This is a genomic window from Photobacterium sp. DNB22_13_2, from assembly GCF_052873915.1.
This window is the reverse complement of record NZ_JBNNXU010000010.1, coordinates 80,251-103,510: the sequence shown is the minus strand read 5'-3', so window position 1 is coordinate 103,510 and position 23,260 is coordinate 80,251. Positions and strand designations below refer to the sequence as shown.

Sequence of the window (23,260 nt, the reverse complement as noted above, 5' to 3'; positions counted from 1 at the left end):
CTCTTAATCATCAACGTTAATCGTACGTTTTTTCTCGTTGAGGTAGTTCTTCAGGTAGCTGTCGATAACCCGGGGGTTCTGGCCATCCTGAATTGCCAACACCCCATCGAGGATCAGACGGCGATTAAGTTTTTCTTCATCTTTGCGCAGGCCCAATTTTGCCGCTATTGGCAGCATCACCATGTTGGCCATAATAGCGCCATACAGAGTTGTCAAAAGGGCAACCGCCATCGCCGGGCCGATGGATTTAGGGTCGTCCATGTTTGACAACATCGCCACCAGGCCGATCAGGGTACCTATCATCCCCATCGCAGGAGCGACATCACCAAGTGCTTTGAAGATACCGATCCCCAACTCATGGCGTTCATTGGTCAAGGCGATGTCTTTTTGCAGCGTCGCCCTTACCACATCAGCATCATGGCCATCCACCAGCAAATCGACACCTTTACGCAGGAAGCTATTATCCACTTCCATTTCTTCAAGCGCGAGGAAACCGCCTTTACGGGCGGCATCGGCCATTTCGACAATTTTTGCAATCAAATCTTCCGGATTGTCGTTCTTGAACATAAATGCCTTAACGGCAATTTTGGTGGCCCCCAAAAACTGGCCAACGCTGTATTGCATCAAGGCTACAAACAACGAACCACACAAAACAATCAAAATCGACTGGGTGTCAACGAACATGCCAAAGCTGCCGCCTAGCACCATGGCCATAATGACAAAAGCAAATGCCCCAATTAATCCTATAAGGGTCGCCAAATCCACTCGGTAGTCTCCAGTTCGTTGCACTTGTGAATCAGTATTGAACGATGCATTGTATCTAGCCCCTTGTGACCTTTCAAAGACACAATGCCAAAAGGGCTGCATTCGTTCATTATTCGTGCTTCAGGTGACCTCAGTATGAAGCTAACACCAGCATTTTTCGTTACTGAAACTTATTATCGGCACTTTGCTGCTTAGGTTTAGCCTTGTCGGGAGAAAAAAAGAAAAATCATGTTTGCTACACAGATTACTGTGAGATAATTTGACCCAGATTACGCTCTACGCTATTTTTCGAGCACTTAGAAGAGAAATGACACCACTATGGCAGCAAAAAAACCTGAAAATATGGCCTTTGAAGCCGCACTGGATGAACTAGACGCAATCGTCAATGAGTTGGAATCCGGAGACATTGCGCTCGAAGATGCACTGAAAAAATTCGAACGCGGCATTGCCCTTGCCCGCACTAGCCAGCAGAAACTAACCCAAGCCGAACAGCGCGTTGAAATCCTGCTTCAGGCAGATGACGAAGCCCCTCTGACCAAGTTTGATACAGATAATGAATAACACGCCATCACTGTCGCAATCACTTCAGTTTTATCAAGCGCGCAGTAACCAGCAGCTTGGACAGTGGATTGATGCCCAGCCTTTTGCTGAGCTACCACTTATCAAAGCCATGAAACATGGCACCCTGTTAGGTGGCAAGCGTGCCCGTCCATTTCTGACTTACGTCACCGGTGAGATGCTAGGTGCCGATATTGTTGATCTTGATACGCCAGCTGCAGCGGTAGAGTGTATCCACGCTTACTCGTTGATTCACGATGATCTTCCGGCAATGGACGATGATGATCTGCGCCGCGGCCAACCGACCTGCCATATTGCTTTTGATGAAGCAACCGCCATTCTAGCCGGTGATGCGCTGCAAACACTGGCATTTGACATTCTCGCTTCAGGATCTCTGAGTGCTGATGGCGAAGCCAACCGGGTTGCGATGATCCGTGAGCTGGCCAAGGCTTCTGGCGCCAGCGGCATGTGCATGGGCCAAGCCCTTGACCTGGATGCAGAAGGCAAGCAAGTCGGCCTTGAACAACTCAAAAATATCCATCGCCATAAAACCGGCGCCTTGATCCGCTGTGCCGTTCGCCTTGGCGCATTGGCTGCAGGAGAAAAAGGCGTAGCCGTTTTACCTCAACTTAATGCCTATGCCGACGCAATTGGTTTGGCGTTTCAAGTCCAAGACGATATCCTTGACGTAATAAGTGATACTGAAACCTTGGGCAAGCCACAAGGTTCGGACATCGAGCTGGAAAAAAGTACCTATCCTGCTCTTCTCGGGTTGGATGGCGCCAAGGCAAAAGCTCAGCAACTGTACCAACAGGCACTACACGCATTGAGTGCAATACCTTACAATACAGAACAACTAGAAGTTTTTGCCCGATACGTCATCGAGCGCAATAACTAAAAACAGCAAAGCGCCGTGAATGTTATGACACTGGATATTTCGAAATACCCTCATTTGGCGTTGGCCAACACCCCAGATGAGTTACGCCTGCTGCCAGCAGAAAGCCTGCCAGCAGTGTGCGACGAACTACGCACCTACCTACTGAATTCAGTCAGCCAGAGCAGTGGCCACTTTGCCTCTGGGTTGGGTGCTGTCGAGTTAACCGTCGCGCTGCATTATGTATACAACACACCGTTCGATCACCTTATTTGGGATGTCGGCCACCAGGCCTATCCGCACAAAATCTTGACTGGCCGTCGCGACCAGATGCCAACCATCCGCCAGAAAGGTGGGGTGCATCCATTCCCATGGCGTGAAGAAAGCGAATACGATGTACTGTCTGTCGGTCACTCATCAACCTCGATAAGTGCTGGGCTGGGAATGGCTATTGCGTCTGAAAAAGAAGGGTTAGGCCGTAAAGTTGTCAGCGTCATTGGCGATGGCGCCATTACCGCAGGTATGGCTTTCGAAGCCATGAATCATGCCGGTGGTGTCCACTCAGACATGCTAGTGATCCTGAACGACAACGAAATGTCGATTTCGGAAAATGTCGGGGCGCTAAACAATCACCTAGCACGTTTGCTGTCCGGTAACCTCTACACCACTATCCGTGAAGGTGGCAAAAAAGTTCTATCCGGTGCGCCACCAATCAAAGAGTTGGTCAAGCGTGCCGAAGAGCACCTCAAAGGTATGGTTGTTCCGGGAACCATGTTCGAGGAGCTTGGCTTCAACTATATTGGTCCAATTGACGGTCATGATGTCGAAGAGCTGGTCAAGACCCTCAAGAACATGCGTAACCTAAAAGGGCCGCAGTTCCTGCACATCATGACCAAAAAAGGCAAGGGCTATGCCCCTGCCGAAGCCGATCCGATCAACTATCACGCGGTACCTAAGTTTGATCTGAACCAGAACCCAATCCCGAAAGCGAAAAGCCAACCAACCTTCTCCAATGTGTTTGGCGATTGGCTGTGTGACATGGCCGAGCAGGATGAAAAGCTGATGGCTATCACACCAGCTATGCGTGAAGGCTCGGGTATGGTGCGCTTCTCCAAAGAATATCCATCACAGTATTTTGATGTGGCAATTGCCGAGCAGCATGCAGTGACACTGGCAACCGGTATGGCCATCGGTGGCTACCACCCGGTTGTGGCGATTTACTCGACGTTCCTACAGCGCGGTTATGACCAATTGATCCACGATATTGCGATTATGGATCTACCAGTGATGTTCGCTATCGATCGCGGCGGTCTTGTTGGTGCTGACGGCCAGACCCACCAGGGCGCCTTCGACATAAGCTTCATGCGCTGTATTCCTAATATGGTGATCATGGCGCCAAGCGATGAAAATGAGTGCCGCCAGATGCTCTACACCGGCCACATGCACCAAGGTCCGAGTGCGGTTCGTTACCCTCGTGGTAGCGGTACTGGCATTGCCCCAGAGCACGAAATGACCGCCCTGCCAATCGGTAAGGGGATTGTTCGCCGCGAAGGGGAAAAAGTCGCTATCCTTAGCTTCGGCACCATGTTGAGCTATGCGCTGGACGCCGCAGAGAGTCTGAATGCTACCGTTGCCGATATGCGCTTTGTGAAGCCTCTTGATGAAGCTATGATCCTTGAGCTGGCCGCCAGCCACGATATCTTGGTGACGGTGGAGGAAAATGCGATAGCCGGCGGTGCTGGTAGTGGTGTCAATGAGTTCTTGATGAAACAGAAAGTGCTCAAGCCAGTATTGAATCTTGGTCTACCTGATCGCTTTATTGAACAAGGCACACAAGCCGAGCTTCATGCGATGCTGGAGATCGACGGCCCAGGTCTCGAGAAGCAAATCCGCGCTTACATCGACTAATCCTCAGCCGCACTGACTTACGTAAATACTCTGTGCCCCAAGCAATGTTCTATTGTTTGGGGCACTTTCTTAGGTTCAGTATTTATTTTTTCTCTATCGCCCTTTTCAATATCACTCCCTGATAACCACTCAGCGATACTTGGCTAACCACTGCCCCTAGGCTGCCATCGGGGTTTACTTGTTGGTATGTCCCACCAAGACTGACATCAAGCGGTTCCACAGCAAAGAAATCAAATTGGTTGCGCTCTCTGGTTCCTCGGTATACAACCAACCCCTTGCTATAGCGGCGAGCTATCACACCTTGATCAGGAGAGTTGCCAAACCAACCACTGCGTTGGATCCAGTACCACCCGGAAGGCTGTAGGGGAATACCGCCAATATTTGTTGCAGCAGAGTCAGCCTCCTTGCCTTTATCATCAAATACCACCAATTCAGCCCCTTCCGGCGCAGGTTCGGGAATGCCTATATCCACTTCAAGCATTGCCGTGGGTTGATAAGCAATATTCTTGGCAATACCAGCTTGATACCAGTTGCCCTGCTTAGAATTACCACTGCCATAGCGATAGCTCTGGTTCCAGCTATGGTAAAAAGTCTGCCCGGGGACATTGAAGAGATAATACAATGCCAGCCCGGTTTCGATATCCTGCAGCCATGCCGCAGGATCCAACGGTGAGTACTGGCTTCGCCCCCCTTTGGTAGAAGCCATGATCAGGCTCTTGTCCTGTTGACTGGCTAAAGCAAAATTATCCCAATAGCGCTGCAGCCGTTTTAGCCCAATGGCTGGCGTCAGGTAATGTTCACGCAGCCAGACATCGATCACTTCCCTGAGCTCTGGTGGCCATGGCGCATAGTGCCAAAGGTTAAGCTCGGAGATATTGGCTGCCAGCCATTGTGTCCCAGTCAAGGATTTAACTTGTTTGAGAAAACCGGCAAGCTGTTTGGCATATTCATATTCTACCTGCTTACTCCCCGCTATCATTGCAAGCTCTCGAACCTCTCCGCCCGATACAACTGCAAACTGATTTTCCCCTAGCAACTTCGCCATATCGTCATTATACGCGCCAGATAGCCCCTGTTGTTTCCAGTCTTCTAGATACCATTGGGCATGCAACTTATTGAACGCACTATCGAGGAAGTTAACCCGATACCAACATGTTCCTGGCCACATATAACCCGCCGGAATAAGCCTCGACTGATGACGAAAGCGCGCCGATGCCTGTCTGTTGGTTCTGGATAAGAACTCTCGATGATTAATATAGCCATCGCCATCAAGGTCGTTTGCAGGATCCCAGCCAGGAATGAACATACGCTTCTGGCGTACCTCAAGCCATGGCGATATTACCAGCTCCTCTACCTCGGTAGATTTTTGCCAGGCAAGCTCGAGCATCCACACTCGCAGTCCAGCAGCGAGCCCCGGCTCGCCAGTGTTTAGCTGGCGCTTTTGATACCAAGGTTGAGCACTGTGCCAAGGTTGCTCCAGTTGCAGCTGCCCTTCATATTTAATCGCCCAATCATCACCGGACTGTATGTGCCACTCCACTTCAAGCGGCTGCCACCGCCCAATATTCCCTTCATCGTTTGTCACGTGACGAGCGAGTGTAGGTAGTCCGCCTGCTTTAACCGACAATCGTTCAAACGGGTAAGAAGAAAACATCACCAATTTATCATCAGGCTCGAGCTTGAGAGGCAAACGAGCCGTCGAGAATTGACCGTTGCGGATCAGCAATAAATGATAAGGGTGCCCTTTGAGCAAATAGTCCAATCCCTTATTGGGCTTAGCCATTTCCAGTTGAGTATCTTCGGCAAAATGCAGATATCCATCTTCCACATCCATGCCTGAGTTCAAGGCTTTCTGACTCAGCCAAGCCTCCTGCCTGCCCGGTCGACAATCAAATTTATGGGCATACATATATCCCATCGCATTCATCCGATGGTTGATTTCAGGGTCCTGCATACTGCCAAACACCACATCGGCATGCTGGCTTTCCCACGCTTTAACTTGCTCAGCAGTCAGAACTATCCCATGATTATCTGGCTGAGCCGTATCCGACCAGCTCCCCGGCAGAACCCATGCCGTTCCGGTGGAGGGGTAGATTTGCCCATACGCTAAAATAGGCAACAACGCTATCCCTGCTAGCCAACAACCCATCCTACTGCCCCAGCTCATGCTCTCCCCCTTAATCACTCGCCCATTAAAGAGTAGTCCATTGAATTAGAAATAAAAAAAGCCGCGCAAATGCGCGGCTTCAATATCTTCACCCGGTACGATGAAATTACCAGCCTAACCAATGGCCCAAGCCCCACAGAGCTATCATCGCCATAAAGCCAGCTAAGATATCGTCAACCATGATCCCCACGCCACCATGGACGTGTTTGTCCAGCCAGCTGATTGGCCACGGCTTAACCATATCGAAAAAGCGGAACAAGACAAAGCCCGCCAGCACCCATTGCCAGCTCACCACCGGGGCAATAGCCATGGTGATCCAAAAACCAACAAATTCATCCCAGACAATACTGCCATGGTCATGAACCCCCATATCATCTGAGGTTTTCTGACAAATGGTGATACCGATAAGAGCGGCTACCACAGTGATCACGAGGTAGGCAGTAAAGGGTAATTGTACCATCAGCAAATATAACGGGATCGCTGCCACTGTGCCCATGGTTCCCGGTATAACAGGTGAAAGGCCGCTACCAAAGCCGGTAGCCAAGAAATGCCATGGGTTTTTCAGGTTAATTTTATCTTTCGGGTTTGCCACAATTTACTCCGCAAAATGATCATATCCGTGCAGTTTCCAGTTCAGCGGTTGGCGCTCGCGAACCAAGGTAATACCTTGTCCCGGCCGTAACTGGCCAATACAGGTTGCCCTTACACCACTACGAGCTAAGGCAGTGTCAACCGCTCCTCTATTCTGCTCCGGTACCGTGAAGCACAGTTCATACTCTTCACCACTCGCCAAGGCCAGCTGCAATGCTGCATCACGCTTGGGTTCAAAAGCGATAAGCTCTGGCGAAAGCGGTAGTTTATCAACGTCAATTTCTGCTGCCACCCCAGATCGTTTCAGAATATGTCCAAGATCACTAATTAGGCCATCCGAAATATCTAACGCCGCGGATGCTAGACCCCGTAGCGCTTGGCCAGCAAGAATGCGTGGTTCTGCCTTATGATGCCGCTCAAGTAAGGTTACCGCCAACTCAGGATCATCAACCGTTTTCTGGCCCAAAAGCAACGCCAACCCTGCAGCACTGTCGCCGAGGTTACCAGTCACGTAAATCCAGTCTCCAGAGTGAGCACCACTGCGGGTCAGCGCCTTCCCTGTCGGGATAAAGCCATGCACTGTCAAAGTAATACTAAGCGGGCCCTTGGTCGTATCCCCTCCCACCAGCTGGACATTGTAGTATTCCGCCAAGGCAAAAAAGCCTTTGCAGAACCCTTCTAGCCAAGCTTCATCCGGCTGTGGCATGGTCAGTGCCAACGATACCCAGGCAGGCGTCGCGCCCATGGCCGCCAGATCACTGAGGTTAGAGGCCAGTGCCTTGTGAGCAATCCATGACGGATCAGCATCAGCTAAAAAGTGGGTTCCCGCCACTAAGGAATCGGTGCTGACCGCCAGTTGGCTACCATTCGGTACCTCAAGCAAAGCACAGTCGTCACCAATGGACAAAGGCACATCTTTACGTTTCACGGCCTGGTTTTCAAAGTACCTGGCTATCAGATCAAATTCGTTTGCCATATTATTCTTTTGATAGATAGAAAAAAGGCCAGCAGTGCTGGCCTTTTATATTAGCGTTGTGATTACTTCTTGCGAAGTGATGGCGCTGCTTTATCCAGCACACCGTTCACAAACTTGTGACTATCTTCAGCACCGAAGGCTTTCGCCAATTCGATAGCTTCGTTGATAACGACCTTATATGGTACGTCATCACGCTTGGTCATCTCATACATAGCAAGACGAAGTAGCGCTAGTTCCATCTGATCCAAGTCCTGTAGAGGACGAGACAGGTACGGACGCATTTTGCTGTCCAGTTCCTGATGGTTCAGCACTACACCTGTCAGCAAATCACGGAAGTAAGCAACATCTGTATGTGGTGCTGCAAGCGCCGGGGCTTCCGCCTGGTGCTCTTCTTCTTCGAATTTATCGTCAGAAAGAAAATGTTGCTCGATATCAGCAACATTACCTTTGGTAATTTGCCAAGAATAAATTGCTTGTACAGCAAAGTGACGTGCATTACGACGTGCGGCTGGTTTCACACTAACCCCCATTAGGATTCAATTTGGGACAGGACATTAACCATTTCAAGCGCGCTTAGTGCAGCCTCTGCCCCTTTATTACCAGCCTTGGTACCGGCACGCTCAATGGCTTGTTCGATAGAATCTACAGTCAGAACACCGAATGCAACTGGAGTATTATACTCTAGAGCAATCTGAGCCAGACCTTTGTTACACTCACCGGCAACATAATCAAAATGTGGCGTACCGCCACGGATCACAGAGCCAAGCGCAACAATAGCATCATAACGATCGCTTTTAGCAACTTGCTGAGCAACAAGCGGTAGCTCATATGCACCTGGGCAACGAACAACGGTGATGTTGTCTTCACTTACTTGACCCTGACGTTTCAGAGCGTCTAGCGCACCTGAAAGTAGGCTTTCGTTGATAAAGCTGTTGAAGCGTGCGATTACGATAGCAACTTTTGCGTTTGGTGCCGCGATGGCGCCTTCAATTACCTTCATGGGCCTTCCTGTGACTATGTCTTTTCCGGTATGAGAAACCGCGGGAGTCTACCATACTTTATGCGTTATACCAATTGGCATATTCAAGCACTTTCCCGCCCCATACCGGCAATGTTTGGGATAAATTGTAGCGTTATGCGTTTCGAAGAATAACGGGCTCTCGCCCGCTTATATTATTCGCAAATATATTCAACCGCTTCGAGGCCAAATCCCGATAGCGAATGGTAGCGCTGAGTACTGGACGATAGCAGGCGCATTTTGGAAATGCCTAAATCAGACAAGATCTGCGAACCCACGCCAACCTGGCGAGACTGATCTTTCGGGTTCAGCTTCACGCCGGGTTTACCCTCTTCCTTAGCAGCCATGTTCTGGACTTTGGTGATGATTGATTCCTGGCTTTCCGCCTTGCTCAATACCACCAATACCCCGCCTTCTTCAGCAATACGCTTCATTGCCGATGGCAGTGTCCACTGGGTCGCACCCGAATGAAGAATATCTTTGAATGTATCTTGCAAGTGAACACGTACCAAAGTTGGCTCACCTTCAACAACATCGCCTTTTTGCAACGCGTAGTGGACTTCGTTGTCGATGGTGTCACGGTAAGTGATCATCTCAAAGTCACCGAACTCTGTTGGCAGAGTACACTGTGCGACGCGCTCGATAGTGGTTTCGTTGTTATTACGGTATTCAATAAGGTCTGCGATTGTACCCAGTTTCAGGCCATGCTGCTCAGCAAAGATCTCGAGATCCGGGCGACGGGCCATAGTGCCGTCTTCATTAAGAATTTCGACAATCACACTGGCTGGTTCTAAACCAGCGAGGCGCGCAATATCACAGCCCGCTTCAGTGTGGCCGGCACGGGCCAAGACTCCACCCTCTTGAGCCATCAGCGGGAAGATATGGCCTGGCATCACGATATCAGCTGGCGACGCATTGGCTGCGACAGCAGCCTGTACGGTAACAGCACGATCGGCAGCAGAAATACCTGTCGTGACCCCTTCCGCCGCTTCAATTGATACGGTGAAGTTAGTGCTAAATTGTTCGGTGTTGTCCTGCACCATCAAAGGCAACTTCAGTTGCTGACAGCGTGATTTTGTCAAGGTCAGGCAGATCAACCCACGGCCATGGCGAGCCATAAAGTTGATTGCTTCAGGCGTGATTTTTTCCGCCGCAATGATCAGATCGCCTTCATTTTCACGATCTTCGTCATCCATAAGGATAACCATCTTACCTAGGCGGATATCTTCGATGATGTCCTTTGCGCTGCTTAGAGCCATATCGCTACCTTATTCTTGTTTATATTCTGTCTGTTTATCCAAGGAACCCGCTGCGGGCCAGCAAATCCATAGACACTTCTGATTTTGGCTCTGCGGCCTTGTCACCCAGCATCAGGCGCTCGAGATAGCGGGCGATCACATCCACTTCCAGGTTAATCTTACGACCCGGCGTGAATGCTTCCATCGTAGTTTCCGATGCCGTGTGTGGCACGATCGTTAGCTTGAACTCATCACCGCGGATAGCGTTAACCGTTAGACTGATCCCATCAACCGAAACCGAGCCCTTCTCCGAAATATATTTCGCCAAATGGGCTGGTGCCTTCAACCAAAACTCAATCGCGCGACCGGTTTGGTTGCGCTCAATGACTTCTGCCACATCATCAACATGACCAGATACCATATGACCACCGAAACGTGTGGTCGGCAGCATGGCTTTTTCTAGGTTTGCCTTCTGCCCCGCACGGTATTCCACAAATGCGGTACGCTTTAGTGTTTCCAATGACAAATCGGCTACGTAGCCTGATCCAGTCAGTGCAACGACGGTCAAACACACGCCGTTGGTTGCAATGCTATCACCCAATTTTACATCGGATAGGTCTAGCTTGCCGGAGTCCACCGTCACAGAAATGTCTTTGCCTTTAGGGGTCAGGGCAGTAATCGTACCCACGGCTTCAATAATGCCTGTAAACATGTCAAACCTTATGCTTTGTCTTATTGAGTTTATCTGTTTGGATATGGGCTTGGACACGGGAAGTGATACGAATATCCCCTCCCACCATACGCACATCCGTCACGCTTAGTTCGGGAACCTGATCCATCGCAACCAGGCCGTTGAGATCAACCAATCCGCGGCTATCGCTGCCCATCAATTTGGGCGCTTGGTACAAGATCAGCTCATCAACCAATCCGGCTTGCAACAAACCGCCCGCAAGGCCAGCCCCCGCTTCAACCCAGATATGATTAATATTGCTCTTTGCCAATTCAGCCATCAAAGCAGGTAGATCGACTCCCTCGCCTTCTTTGATAACCAATTGTTCAACATCTTGCGGCCATTGTTGCGTATCGGCCTGTTTTCTTGCCAATACCGTTTTACCCGGTAGGCTCACTAAGCGATGCTGCGGCGTCACTCGGTTCTGGCTGTCAATCACCACCCGAACCGGCTGACGTAATTCTGCCAGCGGATATGCCCGCTGCACCGACTCACCCAGCTCTTGCCAGCGCACATTCAGCGACGGATCATCGGCCAGTACCGTTGCACTGGTTGACAAAATAGCGCCAGCTTTAGCGCGATAACGCTGAACATCAGCCCTTGCGGCAGGGCCAGTGATCCATTTGCTTTCGCCATTCGCCAATGCAGTCCGCCCATCAAGGCTGGCAGCCAGTTTTAGCTGGATATACGGAAGACCGGTTTTCATAACTTTGATAAAACCGGCGTTCAGTGCTTCAGCATCTTGCTCGAGCAAGCCCGTTAGCACCTCGATACCCGCTTGCTGGAGCATCGCAATACCACGACCAGCCACTTTCGGATTGGGATCCACCATGGCGCAAACTACACGTTTTACGCCAGCTTTAACCAGAGCCTCGGCACATGGAGGAGTGCGGCCATAGTGGGAGCATGGCTCCAAGGTGACATAAGCGGTGGCTCCCTTGGCCTTCACGTCTGCCGCACGAAGGGCATAGACTTCAGCGTGGGGTTCGCCTGCACGGTAATGATAGCCTTCACCGACGATTTCATCGCCATGAGCGATGACACAGCCGACATTGGGGTTAGGGGTAGTTGTGTACTGACCGTTCTTCGCCAACGTGATAGCACGTAGCATCATGGCGTGGTCGATAGATGAGAACATGAGACTTCAGTATTGGTTAGAATAGCCGGCACATCACGTCCGGCCTCAATTATTTTTCTAGTTTAGCGATTTCTTCACCAAACTCACGAATGTCTTCAAAACTACGGTAAACAGAAGCAAATCTGATATAGGCGACTTTATCTAGCTCTTTCAGCGCTTCCATCACCAAATTGCCGATCATTTCCGATGGCACTTCACGCTCACCGGTCGCACGCAGACGCGATTTGATCGTATTAATAGCACTCTCGATATCATCGGCGCTAACTGGGCGTTTTTCCAACGCGCGCTGGATTCCACCGCGCAATTTATCTTCATTGAACGGATCACGGTTACCATTTGTCTTGATCACCCGTGGCATCACCAACTCAGCGGTTTCAAACGTTGTATAACGTTCGCTACATGCTAGGCACTGACGGCGGCGACGAACCTGATGACCATCGGCCACCAATCGAGAATCTATTACTTTGGTGTCATTGGCACCACAAAAAGGACAATGCATCTAGCCTCCTCAACTTCGTCGCACCAGTGTAACCCATTTCAATAACAGGGGGAGACTATTACCATAAAATTTCTCCTATATATGCCCCCCAAAAAGCCATAAAAAAGGGCCTGCAATCTGCAGACCCTCTTTATATTGGGTTATCGTCGCCAACCGGCGTTAGTGATTACGCGTAAACAGGTAGGCGTTTACAGATTTCCAGCACCTTGACTTTGGTTGCTTCAATCACTTCTGGGTTGTCGATGTTATCCATCACGTCACACATCCAGTTAGCCAGTTTTTTGGCATCTTCAACCGTAAAGCCGCGACGAGTGATCGCTGGCGTACCGACACGGATACCAGAAGTAACAAACGGGCTACGCGGGTCGTTCGGTACACTGTTTTTGTTCACCGTAATATTCGCTGAGCCCAGTGCCGCATCCGCTTCTTTACCTGTGATGCCTTTGTCAATCAGGTCAACCAAGAATAGGTGGTTCTCAGTGCTACCAGACACGATCTTGTAACCGCGCTCAAGAAATTCACCCACCATCGCCTTGGCATTTTCAACCACGCGTGCTTGGTAATCTTTGAACTCAGGCTCCATCGCTTCTTTGAAGGCTACCGCTTTGGCTGCAATAACGTGCATCAGTGGACCACCCTGGCCGCCAGGGAATACGGCAGAATTCAGTTTTTTGTATAGGTCTTCGCCCGCCGTTGACAGGATCAGGCCACCACGAGGGCCAGCCAATGTCTTGTGCGTCGTTGTTGACACAACATGCGCATGTGGCACCGGGTTAGGATAAACACCTGCAGCAATCAAACCGGCAACGTGTGCCATATCAACAAAGAAGTACGCACCGACTTTATCTGCGATTTCACGCATGCGCTTCCAATCGACAATCTGAGAGTAGGCAGAGAAACCACCAATGATCATTTTTGGCTTGTGCTCAAGCGCCAATGCTTCTACTTCGGCATAATCAATCTGACCAGCTTCATCAATACCGTAAGGAATGATGTTGTACAACTTGCCCGAGAAGTTAACTGGAGAGCCGTGAGTCAGGTGGCCACCGTGTGCCAGGCTCATACCCAATACTGTATCACCGGCATTCAATAGCGCCATGTAAACTGCGTTGTTCGCCTGAGAGCCAGAGTGAGGCTGAACGTTAGCGTACTCCGCACCAAATAGCTCGCAAGCACGGTCAATGGCTAGCTGCTCTGCTTTATCAACGTACTCACAACCACCGTAGTAACGCTTACCCGGGTATCCTTCAGCATACTTGTTGGTTAGCTGAGAACCTTGGGCTTGCATCACGCGTGGGCTGGTGTAGTTTTCAGAAGCAATCAACTCGATGTGCTCTTCCTGACGCGCCGTTTCTTCCTGAATCGCTGCAAATAGTTCAGCATCATAATCGGCAATATTCATGTCGCGCTTTAGCATCTGTCTCTCCTGACTCGGATTGTTTTCAGTCCTTTTCGTCTCTGTAAGCCGATTAATAGCTACGCCGACAAAGAGGCGGTAAACACACAAAATTGGCGAAAACGGAAAAACCATAAAGCTAGGCGTCACGGGGACGCAAACGTTTTCGTCTCACCTGTAGATAGCGCTGTATTTTACAGAAATTGATCTAAATCAGATACCCCTAATGTGACTTTTTATTGGTATTTATTTCATTTTTGGTATGAATTGTTTTCAAGTTGTTCACTCCCTCGACATAGATAACCAAAATTAAAATATCCACATTACAAGTAATGGATGAAATTAATTTTTTACGATGGCGTAATTTTATTTGTACACCATTAAATGAACAGATTTGCCCCCGACTATCACGCTCTTCATCAATGGTCTATATCATGGCGCATCTAAACATAAGGAGTGTTGTCTTGAGCGGTTATCATCATTCACTGAAAGAAAATATCATTGCTATTCTTACCGGTACTTTCATCGTTGCCCAAGGGGTTTTCTTTCTCCAGCAAGCCGATCTTCTTACCGGAGGCACAACAGGTCTGGCCCTGCTGGTCAGCCAGTTTGTCGACCTGTCTTTTGGCCAGCTGTACTTTATGATGAACTGCCCGTTTTACCTGATGGCCTGGTTCCGAATGGGCAAAAGCTTTGCCATTACCAGCATTATTTCTGGTGGATTGGTTTCGATCATTACCGACAACCTGCACCATGTGTTGGAGATCAGCCGTCTCGAACCACTGTACTGCGCATTGATCGGCGGTTTATTGATGGGGCTGGGTATGCTGATCCTATTCCGCCACAAAACCAGCCTCGGCGGCTTTAACGTATTAGTACTGTTTCTACAGGAAAAAATGGGATGGTCAGCCGGCAAACTGCAAATGGGTATTGATATGACCATTCTGGTCGCCTCATTCTTCCTTGTTAGCCCAATGGTATTGCTGTTCTCGATCGTCGGCGCATTCGTGCTGAATTTAGTTTTAGCTATGAACCACAAACCGGGTCGTTACAGTGGCGAACTAAAGCCGCAAGCTAGCTAGAGTGCTCAAATAGTTCGATAAGAAGTGGAAGTCTATCAATGGCTTTCACTTTTTTTATGCCAATTGACAGCCCTTCTAATACCAATTTAGATAAGTAGTTGATCAAGGATTTATGTAGATTGGCATAAGAGAGGACATGGAGCTGATACTGATCAGATTAAATTAAGATAAGAGCTAAGGGATTTCGCTCAAGAACGCAGAGGGAGCGCGGAGTTTATACACATAAATGAGCACTCCCGATAAAGTTATTGAGCGAAATAACGAAGCTATCATCTTAATTTAGATGGCGTCCTCGTCTTCTTCGCCGGTCCTGATCCGCACCACACGATCAACATCGAACATGAAGATCTTGCCGTCACCGATCTTACCGGTTTGTGCGGTTTCGATAATGGTATCGATACACTGCTCGGCAACATCATCGGCCACAACGATTTCCAGTTTCACTTTCGGTAGGAAGTCGACCATGTATTCGGCGCCGCGATATAGCTCGGTGTGACCTTTCTGGCGACCGAAACCTTTGACTTCGGAAACTGTCATGCCGCTAATGCCTACATCGGCTAGCGCTTCACGAACATCATCAAGCTTGAACGGCTTGATAATGGCTTCAATTTTTTTCATTCTCATCATCCTTTGCTGAGCATAGTGCTGTTGGCAGAATTCATACTGGGGAGCTGCCAACAACCTGATTAATTTAAGTGAAGTATATCAAAAGCCTGATGCTGAAAGATCAGCGTTTCAGTATTTTTCTACCGTGAAGATGACATCATTGTCCATCATTTTCAGTAACAGCAGAACAGAAAATACTAACACGCAGCTATTGAGGAAAAAGATCGCCATTCCCCTAAACTCAGGGCTAAATAACTGGGGCAGATAAGGGATCATGCTGTAGTTGGAAAACATGGTGATTGCGGGAATAAAAAAGTAGAGAGGGATAAATCCCCAGCGGTTTCCGCGGCTAAGACCGAGTATCGCACCGATACCAGAAAGCAGAACTAAGATAGCGATATAGCTTGGCACGATTCCGACCTGATTTAAACTGAAAGTCAGGGCAAAACTGTCGGCATATCTTACCAGGCAGATCATTACTAGTACTGCGAGCCCCTTAGCAGCCAGGTGCAGTCCATGACGTGTTACATCCATTATTGTCTCTCTTCCATGAAAGCGGTAATGATAAGTCTGAAAAAATAAGCGCATATTCTATGCGGGTATTTTATCCAGTACAACAATTATTCAATTTTTGAACGATTGAATTATTCTCCTCCATATTTAGACCTTGGTTTAGCAATAGGTTCCCTCCTTTACTAATAGTGAACGGTAACCAGATCGACCAGTCCTTCTAGGCTTCTGACTACCCGGGTAGACACTTTAGTATCGAGCTTCTGCCGGTTTATCCATACGGCCTTGAATCCCAGCTGGCTGGCTGCGGTAGCATCATTGAAAGGGTGATTACCAATATACCAGCACTCCTGTGCCTGTTTGCCGCTTTGTTTCAATGCCCGCTGAAAAATTCTAGGGTCAGGCTTGGCGGCACCAACCTGCTCCGAGATCACAAGATACGAGAAAAACTCACGGATCCCGGTCACTTGCAGCTTGTCTTCTTGGTGATAGGTGAAGCCGTTGGTAATAATGGCCAGCGGCACGACGTTTCGCAGCTTTTCCAATGCTGGCAGTACATCGGGAAATAAACGCCAATATTGGCGATAGTAAATATAATACTCGGCAATCAGCCTGTCGGCCTGCTCTTCACTGAGCGGGCGACGGAACAAGGCACTGATTCGAGCCCGGCGCAACCCTTCAAAATTGAGCGCTCCAGCCCGCCACTGCTGACGCTTTTCGTCGGTGATTGCCCGCCACATGGCTTCAATGCCATCAGGACAGTCAATAATGTCATCACGATAGCGCTTGGCAAAGTCGCGAATGGCGTCTTGCTCAGCCCCATCATGATCGAGCAAGGTATTATCAAGATCGAAGAAAATCATTGCACCTCCAGCACCAGCTTTGGGCTTATGCCAAATGAATGAATCACCAGGTGGATAACTTCAGCTTAATCATACAATTGCATTTAGTACTATATTTTTTTCCTAAAAATGATACAGATAATAAAAAACCGCTCACTGGGAGCGGTTTTTTTCATCAATATTAAGCAATTAGATTAGCCGATATTCACTCGGGCGTTGCGGAACATGCGCATCCACGGGCTGTTCTCGCTCCACTCATCTGGGTGCCAAGAGTTAGCCACAGTGCGGAATACACGCTCTGGGTGAGGCATCATGATAGTCACACGACCATCTTGCGTCGTCAGACCGGTGATAGCATTTGGTGAACCATTCGGGTTGTTCGGGTACTGCTTCGTTGGGTTACCGTGGTTGTCCACGTAACGCACCGCTACTGTACCTGATGCTTCAATGGCGCTTAGGTGATCCGCATTGCGAACTTCTACACGACCTTCACCGTGAGATACCGCGATTGGCATGCGAGATCCGGCCATGCCGTCGAAGAAGACAGAATCAGACTTCTGTACTTCAACCAAGCTAAAGCGTGCTTCAAAACGCTCTGATTCGTTGCGAACGAATCGTGGCCATAGGTCAGCACCTGGGATCAGCTCTTTCAGGTTCGACAGCATCTGACAACCATTACACACACCTAGTGAGAAGGTATTGTCACGGTTGAAGAATGCCTGGAACTGGTCGCGAGCTTGTGCATTGAACAAGATAGACTTCGCCCAACCTTCACCTGCACCCAGTACGTCACCATAAGAGAAGCCACCACAAGCAACTAGGCCGTGATACTCATCAAGGGCTGCTTGACCAGTCAGAATATCGCTCATGTGGATATCGGTTGCTTCGAAGCCTGCACGGTCAAAGGCTGCTGCCATCTCGACGTGTGAGTTAACACCCTGCTCACGCAGGATTGCCATCTTAGGCTTGGCACCGGTATTTACCATCGAACCAGCAATAAACGGCGCAGCAACATCTTCGTTGATATCAAAGCTCAGGCTAGCGTTAAGACCTGGGTCAGTGTTGTCTTTCTTCGCTGCGAACTCTTGGTCAGCACAGGCAGGGTTATCACGCAGACCTTGCATCTTGTGTGTGGTTTCAGCCCAGATAGTACGTAGCTCGATACGAGAGCGTTCTAGTACCACAGCATCACCCGAGGTGATCACTACGTTATCCGATGCTTCTACACTACCGATGACGTGAGTACATGTCGCCAGACCGTTCGCTGCCAATACCGCTTTCACCGCGTCTAGGTCGTCATTCTTAACTTGAACAACGGCACCTAGTTCTTCGTTAAACAGCGCCGCTAGCGTGTCTTCGCCAAGGCCAGCAATATCGGCTTTCACACCACAGTGACCGGCAAATGCCATCTCTGCCAGCGTGACGAATAAACCGCCATCGCCTTTATCGTGGTAAGCAACCAGCTTGTCGTCACGAACCAGTGTTTGCATTGCATCAAAGAAGCCTTTTAGCTGCTCTGCGTTATCAACGTCTGCTGGCTTGTCGCCAAGCTGCTTGTAAACCTGTGCCAGTGCAGTCGCACCCAAACGATTCTTACCATTACCCAGGTCAACCAGGACCAGTGAAGAGTCACCTTTATCGGTACGCAGCTGAGGCGTTACCGTTTTACGGACATCTTCAACACGGCCAAAGGCAGTGATAACAAGCGAAAGTGGAGAAGTCACTTCTTTGTTTTCGCCGTTCTCTTCCCACTTGGTCTTCATCGACATGGAGTCTTTACCCACAGGGATAGTCAGACCCAATGCAGGACAAAGCTCTTCACCGACCGCTTTAACAGCTTCGTAAAGACCAGCATCCTCACCTGGGTGACCCGCTGGGGACATCCAGTTGGCAGACAGTTTAATGTGCTTGATATCGCCGATATCGGTCGCGGCGATGTTGGTTAGCGACTCACCGACAGCTAGGCGTGCAGACGCACCAAAGTCAAGCAGTGCAACGGGCGTACGTTCACCCATCGACATTGCTTCGCCGTGGTAAGAATCGTAGCTAGCCGCGGTTACAGCACAGTTAGCTACCGGCACCTGCCATGGACCAACCATTTGGTCACGAGCCACAAGACCCGTTACGGTACGGTCACCGATAGTAATAAGGAATGTTTTCTCAGCAACGGTAGGAAGGCGCAGTACGCGTTCAGCCGCTTCGTTGATTTCAATACCATCGCGAACAATCGCCGGGCTATCAACTTTTAGCGTCGTTGCATCACGGTGCATCTTCGGCGTTTTGCCCAATAGGATGTCCATTGGCATGTCAATTGGCGTATTGTCGAAGTGTGAATCTTCAAGTTTCAGATCACGCTCTTCAGTGGCAACACCAACAACTGCGTACGGTGCACGTTCACGCTTACAGATAGCATCGAATGCTGCCATATGCTCTGGCGCAACAGCCATGACGTAACGCTCTTGTGATTCATTACACCAGATCTCGAGTGGGCTCATGCCCGGCTCATCGTTTGGCACGTCACGCAACTGGAAGATACCACCACGCTCGCCATCGTCGACCAGCTCAGGCAGTGCGTTAGAGATACCGCCCGCACCTACATCGTGGATAAATGCGATTGGGTTATCATCACCCAACTGCCAACAACGGTCGATCACTTCCTGACAACGACGCTCCATTTCTGGGTTTTCACGCTGTACAGAAGCAAAATCTAAGTCTTCAGCTGACTGGCCAGACGCCATTGAAGATGCAGCACCGCCACCAAGACCAATGTTCATTGCAGGACCACCCAGAACGATTAGGCTTGCACCTACTGGGATCTCTTTCTTCTGCACGTGCTCGTCACGGATATTACCCATACCACCAGCGATCATGATTGGCTTGTGGTAACCACGCACTTCAACACCGGCGTGAGAGTTTACTTTTTCTTCGTATGTACGGAAGTAACCCAGCAGGTTTGGACGACCAAATTCGTTGTTGAACGCAGCACCACCCAGAGGGCCTTCTAGCATGATGTCTAGCGCGTTAACGATACGACCCGGCTTGCCGAAATCCGTTTCCCATGGCTGCTCAAAACCAGGGATGCGTAAGTTAGACGTTGTGAAACCAACAAGACCGGCTTTTGGCTTACCACCGATACCTGTTGCGCCTTCATCACGGATTTCACCACCAGAACCAGTAGAAGCACCCGGCCATGGAGAGATGGCTGTTGGGTGGTTATGCGTTTCCACCTTCATCAGGATATGCGCATCTTCGTTGTGGTAGTTATATTGACGCGTCTCTGGATCAGGGAAGAAACGCCCCACTTTAGAGCCCGTCATTACGGCTGCGTTATCTTTGTAGGCAGACAGAACATGCTCAGGTGTGGTTTCGAACGTGTTCTTGATCATTTTGAACAGCGACTTTTCTTGCTTAACGCCGTCAATTGTCCAATCTGCGTTGAAAATTTTGTGACGGCAGTGCTCTGAGTTCGCTTGGGCAAACATCATCAGTTCGATGTCTGTCGGGTTGCGCTCAAGCTTAGTCACGAAGCTTTCTAGTAAGTAATCAATTTCGTCTTCGGCAAGCGCAAGGCCCAGCGTCACGTTCGCCTCTTCAAGTGCCTTACGGCCACCTGATAGAAGATCAACATCCGCAACAGGGGCGGGTTCTGCAACTTGGAAAAGGGCGACTGCTGAATCAAATTCAGTGAAAACAACTTCCATCATACGATCATGGATCAGGCCTTTCAGCACGACCTCTTGTTCAGCAGAAAGTTGGATAGAGGTTTCGATGTAGTAAGCCGTACCACGCTCCAGGCGCTTGATCTGCTCAAGGGCACAGTTGCGGGCGATATCGGTAGACTTCGATGACCATGGGGAGATTGTTCCCGGACGAGGGGTAACCAGCAGCAGTAGGCCAGACGGCTCGTGCTCTGCAATCGTAGGGCCGTAGGTCAGCAAGCTTGTTAGCTTTTCTTGCTCTTCCGCACTCAGTGGCGCAGACAAGTCTGCAAAGTGCATGAACTCAGCATAAATACCTGACACAGGCAGATCCAATTCACGGCAACGCTCTAGTAGCTTATTAACGCGAAACTCAGACAGTGCGGGTGAACCACGCAAAATTTCCATGTGCGAACGTCTCTCGATTAGCAGTTAAAGAAAGGTGATATTGGCCTAACCCCCGGTCCGATACCGGGACAATTACGTCAATGTCACCTCATTTGCCATTACCCGTTTAAGGCGAGCAGCTCATGATGGGGCGTAGTATAAGGGAATTTTTTTTGTGACGTAACACCTGACGCAACCGTTTGCGCGTTTTTTTTTCAATGATCGCCAAAAACAGGAAGATATTTGATACCACGTCCCCTTTTCACACATTTATTTACGATTTTAGATTTAAGAAATGCGTCAGACTGCAGCAAACCTGTCGCCAAAACACTGTGATTATTTTGCGGATCGGGCGAGCTTTGGTATAAAGGACATCCTGTTTTTACCAAGAGCATACCTCGTTGAGCATTCTTCGACCGAATCCAAGTTATAAAAAATTCATTGCCTTACTATTGAGCCTTTTTGCCCTCAATGGTTGCCTATGGCAGGAAGAACCTAGCACGGAACTAGAACGGATACGCGAAGAAGGCGTCTTGCGCGTCGGAACGCTCAACAACCAGCTCTCTTACTATATTGGTAATGAAGGTCCTACCGGATTAGATTACGAACTGGCCCGCCGCTTTGCCGACAAACTTGGCGTCAAGCTGGAAATGAAGGCCATGTTCACCCTATCCGGCCTGTTCCCCGGCCTCGATCGCGGTGATGTTGATATCCTTGCCGCTGGCCTGACCATGACCGACGAGCGCTTGGCGCAATTTCGCGCTGCACCGGCGTACTATTATGCCAGTCAGAAAGTCGTTTATAAAAAAGGCCAATGGCGCCCTCGAAGTATAGAAGATCTTGCCGAAAACAAAGGTTCGCTAGCTGTGGTCAGCGGCTCTAGCCATGAGAAGACCCTGCAAGCACTCAAGCAAGATCACCCGAGCCTTGAGTGGCAGTCGCTTGAAGAAATCGACAGCGACGAGTTACTGCGTCAAGTGGCCGTGGGCGAACTCGACTATACCTTGGCTGATTCCGTCGATATCGCTCTAAACCAGCGGATCTTACCGGATGTCACCACAGCGCTTGAGTTGACAGAAGATGAACCTATCGCCTGGTTCGTCAACCAGAATAATGATGACAGCTTGTATGCCCTGCTGATCGAATTCTTCGGTGAAATTCAACAAAGCGGCGAACTGGCTAAGCTAGAAGAGAAATACCTTGGCCACGTCGACAAGTTCGACTATGTCGACACCCGAGCGTTCCTGCGTGCCGTCGAAGGCAAGTTGCCCAATTGGGAAGGCTTGTTCAAGCAGTATGCGAATGAATTTGACTGGCGCTTGATTGCCGCCCTGTCGTACCAAGAGTCACACTGGAACCCACGCGCAGTATCACCAACAGGGGTACGCGGGATGATGATGCTGACCCTGCCGACAGCCCGCTCTGTCGGAGTGAAAAACCGCTTAGATCCGGAACAAAGTATCCGCGGTGGTACCGAGTACCTACGTAAGATGATCAATCGGATCCCTGACAGTGTCGAAGAGCACGAAAAGGTGTGGTTTGCCCTAGCGTCATATAACGTTGGTTTCGGCCATTTAATGGATGCCCGTCGCCTTACCCAATCACAGGGCGGCAACGCAGACGCCTGGAGCGATGTGAAACAACGCCTGCCGCTACTGCGCCAGCGCAAATACTACAAGCAAACCCGCTATGGCTATGCCCGTGGTGATGAGGCTCTACATTATGTCGAGAATATCCGCCGTTACTACCAGAGCATTATCGGTTACGAGCAAACCCACAGCCAAGAGCCACAACTTGATGAAATCGAATTGATTGATGGCTTGCATACCATAACCCCATCAACAGAGGCGCTGGCTCAGCAACTGCCACCCGCAGATGAAGTGTTAACACCTAATGTGGCAACACCTAATGTGGCAACACAGAATAAAACTGCCAGCAATTAACTATTATTTCCTCCCCCTGCCATGCAGGGGGATCTTGTTCACACCTTTCTGTTCTTATGTGTAAGAAATGATCGCAAAGCGTGACCGGTACCGTTAGAGAGATAGCAAGGATGAGAGATACTAGCCCTAACACGGTTTTACTCGCTCCGATCCTGAGCAGTTCTAAAGGAGGAGGCTCTATGCGCTTTTCGAACAAGAAAATCAGTAATAACATGCGCATGCGAATGGCATCTGCTGCCACTCGACGCAAGCGACTTAACGCGAATACCCGCAAGAAAATTCTTTGGCGTCAACGAAGCTATATCATCAACAGTTCGGCAGGGATCTAATCACT

At 49.6% G+C, this 23,260-nt stretch carries 21 protein-coding genes; 6 read left to right on the top strand and 15 right to left on the bottom strand.

Annotated features, from left to right (window positions below; genetic code table 11):
• Nucleotides 1–3 precede the first annotated feature (3 nt).
• Entirely contained in the window at nucleotides 4–765 is a 762-nt protein-coding gene (gene pomA, locus ACVA58_RS15635) for a flagellar motor protein PomA (protein ID WP_255040731.1), read from the bottom strand.
• A 318-nt stretch (nucleotides 766–1,083) separates the two neighbouring features.
• On the opposite strand from pomA, the gene xseB reads away from it, so the two are divergent.
• Genes xseB through dxs form a run of 3 tightly spaced genes read left to right on the top strand, consistent with a single transcriptional unit; the run spans nucleotide 1,084 to nucleotide 4,105 of the window.
• Nucleotides 1,084–1,326 carry an exodeoxyribonuclease VII small subunit gene (xseB, locus tag ACVA58_RS15630; RefSeq protein WP_446511342.1) on the top strand — a complete coding sequence of 81 codons (243 nt, stop codon included), beginning with the start codon at nucleotides 1,084–1,086 and terminating at the stop codon, nucleotides 1,324–1,326.
• Nucleotides 1,319–2,221 (top strand): (2E,6E)-farnesyl diphosphate synthase, encoded by a 903-nt coding sequence (gene ispA, locus ACVA58_RS15625; RefSeq protein ID WP_446511341.1) that lies wholly within the window; start codon nucleotides 1,319–1,321, stop codon nucleotides 2,219–2,221. Before xseB ends, ispA begins: the two co-directional genes overlap by 8 nt.
• 24 nt (nucleotides 2,222–2,245) lie before the next feature.
• Nucleotides 2,246–4,105, top strand: coding sequence for a 1-deoxy-D-xylulose-5-phosphate synthase (dxs, locus tag ACVA58_RS15620; protein ID WP_446511340.1), 1,860 nt, complete (start codon nucleotides 2,246–2,248; stop codon nucleotides 4,103–4,105).
• Between the two features lie 82 nt (nucleotides 4,106–4,187).
• Here the strand turns inward: dxs and ACVA58_RS15615 are convergent, their stop codons facing one another.
• The 10 genes from ACVA58_RS15615 to glyA all read right to left on the bottom strand — a co-directional run bounded on the left by ACVA58_RS15615 (nucleotide 4,188) and on the right by glyA (nucleotide 13,879).
• The gene (locus ACVA58_RS15615) at nucleotides 4,188–6,272 is read right to left on the bottom strand and encodes a hypothetical protein (RefSeq protein ID WP_446511339.1); all 2,085 of its coding nucleotides are present in this window, start codon (nucleotides 6,270–6,272) and stop codon (nucleotides 4,188–4,190) included.
• A gap of 106 nt (nucleotides 6,273–6,378) precedes the next feature.
• A complete protein-coding gene (gene pgpA / locus ACVA58_RS15610; protein ID WP_446511338.1) occupies nucleotides 6,379–6,864 on the bottom strand; it encodes a phosphatidylglycerophosphatase A in 486 nt (161 codons plus the stop codon).
• A gap of 3 nt (nucleotides 6,865–6,867) precedes the next feature.
• A complete protein-coding gene (thiL, locus tag ACVA58_RS15605) occupies nucleotides 6,868–7,839 on the bottom strand; it encodes a thiamine-phosphate kinase (RefSeq protein WP_446511337.1) in 972 nt (323 codons plus the stop codon).
• A 62-nt stretch (nucleotides 7,840–7,901) separates the two neighbouring features.
• A complete protein-coding gene (nusB, locus tag ACVA58_RS15600; RefSeq protein ID WP_187462241.1) occupies nucleotides 7,902–8,369 on the bottom strand; it encodes a transcription antitermination factor NusB in 468 nt (155 codons plus the stop codon).
• Complete coding sequence (gene ribH, locus ACVA58_RS15595) at nucleotides 8,369–8,839, bottom strand: 6,7-dimethyl-8-ribityllumazine synthase (RefSeq protein ID WP_006646664.1); 471 nt, start codon at nucleotides 8,837–8,839, stop codon at nucleotides 8,369–8,371. The genes nusB and ribH overlap by 1 nt, the downstream gene beginning before the upstream one ends.
• Before the next feature lie 173 nt (nucleotides 8,840–9,012).
• Nucleotides 9,013–10,116, bottom strand: a complete 1,104-nt coding sequence (gene ribBA / locus ACVA58_RS15590; RefSeq protein ID WP_446511336.1) for a bifunctional 3,4-dihydroxy-2-butanone-4-phosphate synthase/GTP cyclohydrolase II — start codon at nucleotides 10,114–10,116, stop codon at nucleotides 9,013–9,015.
• A 34-nt stretch (nucleotides 10,117–10,150) separates the two neighbouring features.
• Nucleotides 10,151–10,807 (bottom strand): riboflavin synthase, encoded by a 657-nt coding sequence (locus tag ACVA58_RS15585; RefSeq protein WP_428655001.1) that lies wholly within the window; start codon nucleotides 10,805–10,807, stop codon nucleotides 10,151–10,153.
• A gap of 1 nt (nucleotide 10,808) precedes the next feature.
• Entirely contained in the window at nucleotides 10,809–11,963 is a 1,155-nt protein-coding gene (gene ribD / locus ACVA58_RS15580; protein ID WP_446511335.1) for a bifunctional diaminohydroxyphosphoribosylaminopyrimidine deaminase/5-amino-6-(5-phosphoribosylamino)uracil reductase RibD, read from the bottom strand.
• 49 nt (nucleotides 11,964–12,012) lie between these two features.
• Nucleotides 12,013–12,462 (bottom strand): transcriptional regulator NrdR, encoded by a 450-nt coding sequence (nrdR, locus tag ACVA58_RS15575; protein ID WP_255040667.1) that lies wholly within the window; start codon nucleotides 12,460–12,462, stop codon nucleotides 12,013–12,015.
• A 166-nt stretch (nucleotides 12,463–12,628) separates the two neighbouring features.
• A complete protein-coding gene (glyA, locus tag ACVA58_RS15570; protein WP_446511334.1) occupies nucleotides 12,629–13,879 on the bottom strand; it encodes a serine hydroxymethyltransferase in 1,251 nt (416 codons plus the stop codon).
• A gap of 443 nt (nucleotides 13,880–14,322) precedes the next feature.
• Between glyA and ACVA58_RS15565 the strand changes: the two genes are divergently transcribed.
• Nucleotides 14,323–14,940, top strand: coding sequence for a YitT family protein (locus ACVA58_RS15565; protein ID WP_446511333.1), 618 nt, complete (start codon nucleotides 14,323–14,325; stop codon nucleotides 14,938–14,940).
• 279 nt (nucleotides 14,941–15,219) lie between these two features.
• On the opposite strand, the gene glnB is transcribed toward ACVA58_RS15565, so the two are convergent.
• The 4 genes from glnB to purL all read right to left on the bottom strand — a co-directional run bounded on the left by glnB (nucleotide 15,220) and on the right by purL (nucleotide 21,004).
• Nucleotides 15,220–15,558: a nitrogen regulatory protein P-II gene (gene glnB, locus ACVA58_RS15560; protein ID WP_446511332.1), complete on the bottom strand. Its 339-nt coding sequence runs from the start codon at nucleotides 15,556–15,558 to the stop codon at nucleotides 15,220–15,222.
• Between the two features lie 117 nt (nucleotides 15,559–15,675).
• Nucleotides 15,676–16,080 carry a hypothetical protein gene (locus tag ACVA58_RS15555; RefSeq protein ID WP_446511331.1) on the bottom strand — a complete coding sequence of 135 codons (405 nt, stop codon included), beginning with the start codon at nucleotides 16,078–16,080 and terminating at the stop codon, nucleotides 15,676–15,678.
• A 161-nt stretch (nucleotides 16,081–16,241) separates the two neighbouring features.
• Nucleotides 16,242–16,919, bottom strand: a complete 678-nt coding sequence (locus ACVA58_RS15550; RefSeq protein WP_446511330.1) for an HAD family hydrolase — start codon at nucleotides 16,917–16,919, stop codon at nucleotides 16,242–16,244.
• Nucleotides 16,920–17,092: 173 nt separating this feature from the next.
• The gene (gene purL / locus ACVA58_RS15545) at nucleotides 17,093–21,004 is read right to left on the bottom strand and encodes a phosphoribosylformylglycinamidine synthase (RefSeq protein WP_446511329.1); all 3,912 of its coding nucleotides are present in this window, start codon (nucleotides 21,002–21,004) and stop codon (nucleotides 17,093–17,095) included.
• Nucleotides 21,005–21,384: 380 nt separating this feature from the next.
• Between purL and mltF the strand changes: the two genes are divergently transcribed.
• Together mltF and ACVA58_RS15535 are read left to right on the top strand one after the other, a co-directional pair.
• Nucleotides 21,385–22,926, top strand: a complete 1,542-nt coding sequence (mltF, locus tag ACVA58_RS15540; protein WP_446511328.1) for a membrane-bound lytic murein transglycosylase MltF — start codon at nucleotides 21,385–21,387, stop codon at nucleotides 22,924–22,926.
• A 179-nt stretch (nucleotides 22,927–23,105) separates the two neighbouring features.
• Nucleotides 23,106–23,255 carry a hypothetical protein gene (locus tag ACVA58_RS15535; RefSeq protein WP_446511327.1) on the top strand — a complete coding sequence of 50 codons (150 nt, stop codon included), beginning with the start codon at nucleotides 23,106–23,108 and terminating at the stop codon, nucleotides 23,253–23,255.
• The last annotated feature ends 5 nt before the right edge of the window (nucleotides 23,256–23,260 follow it).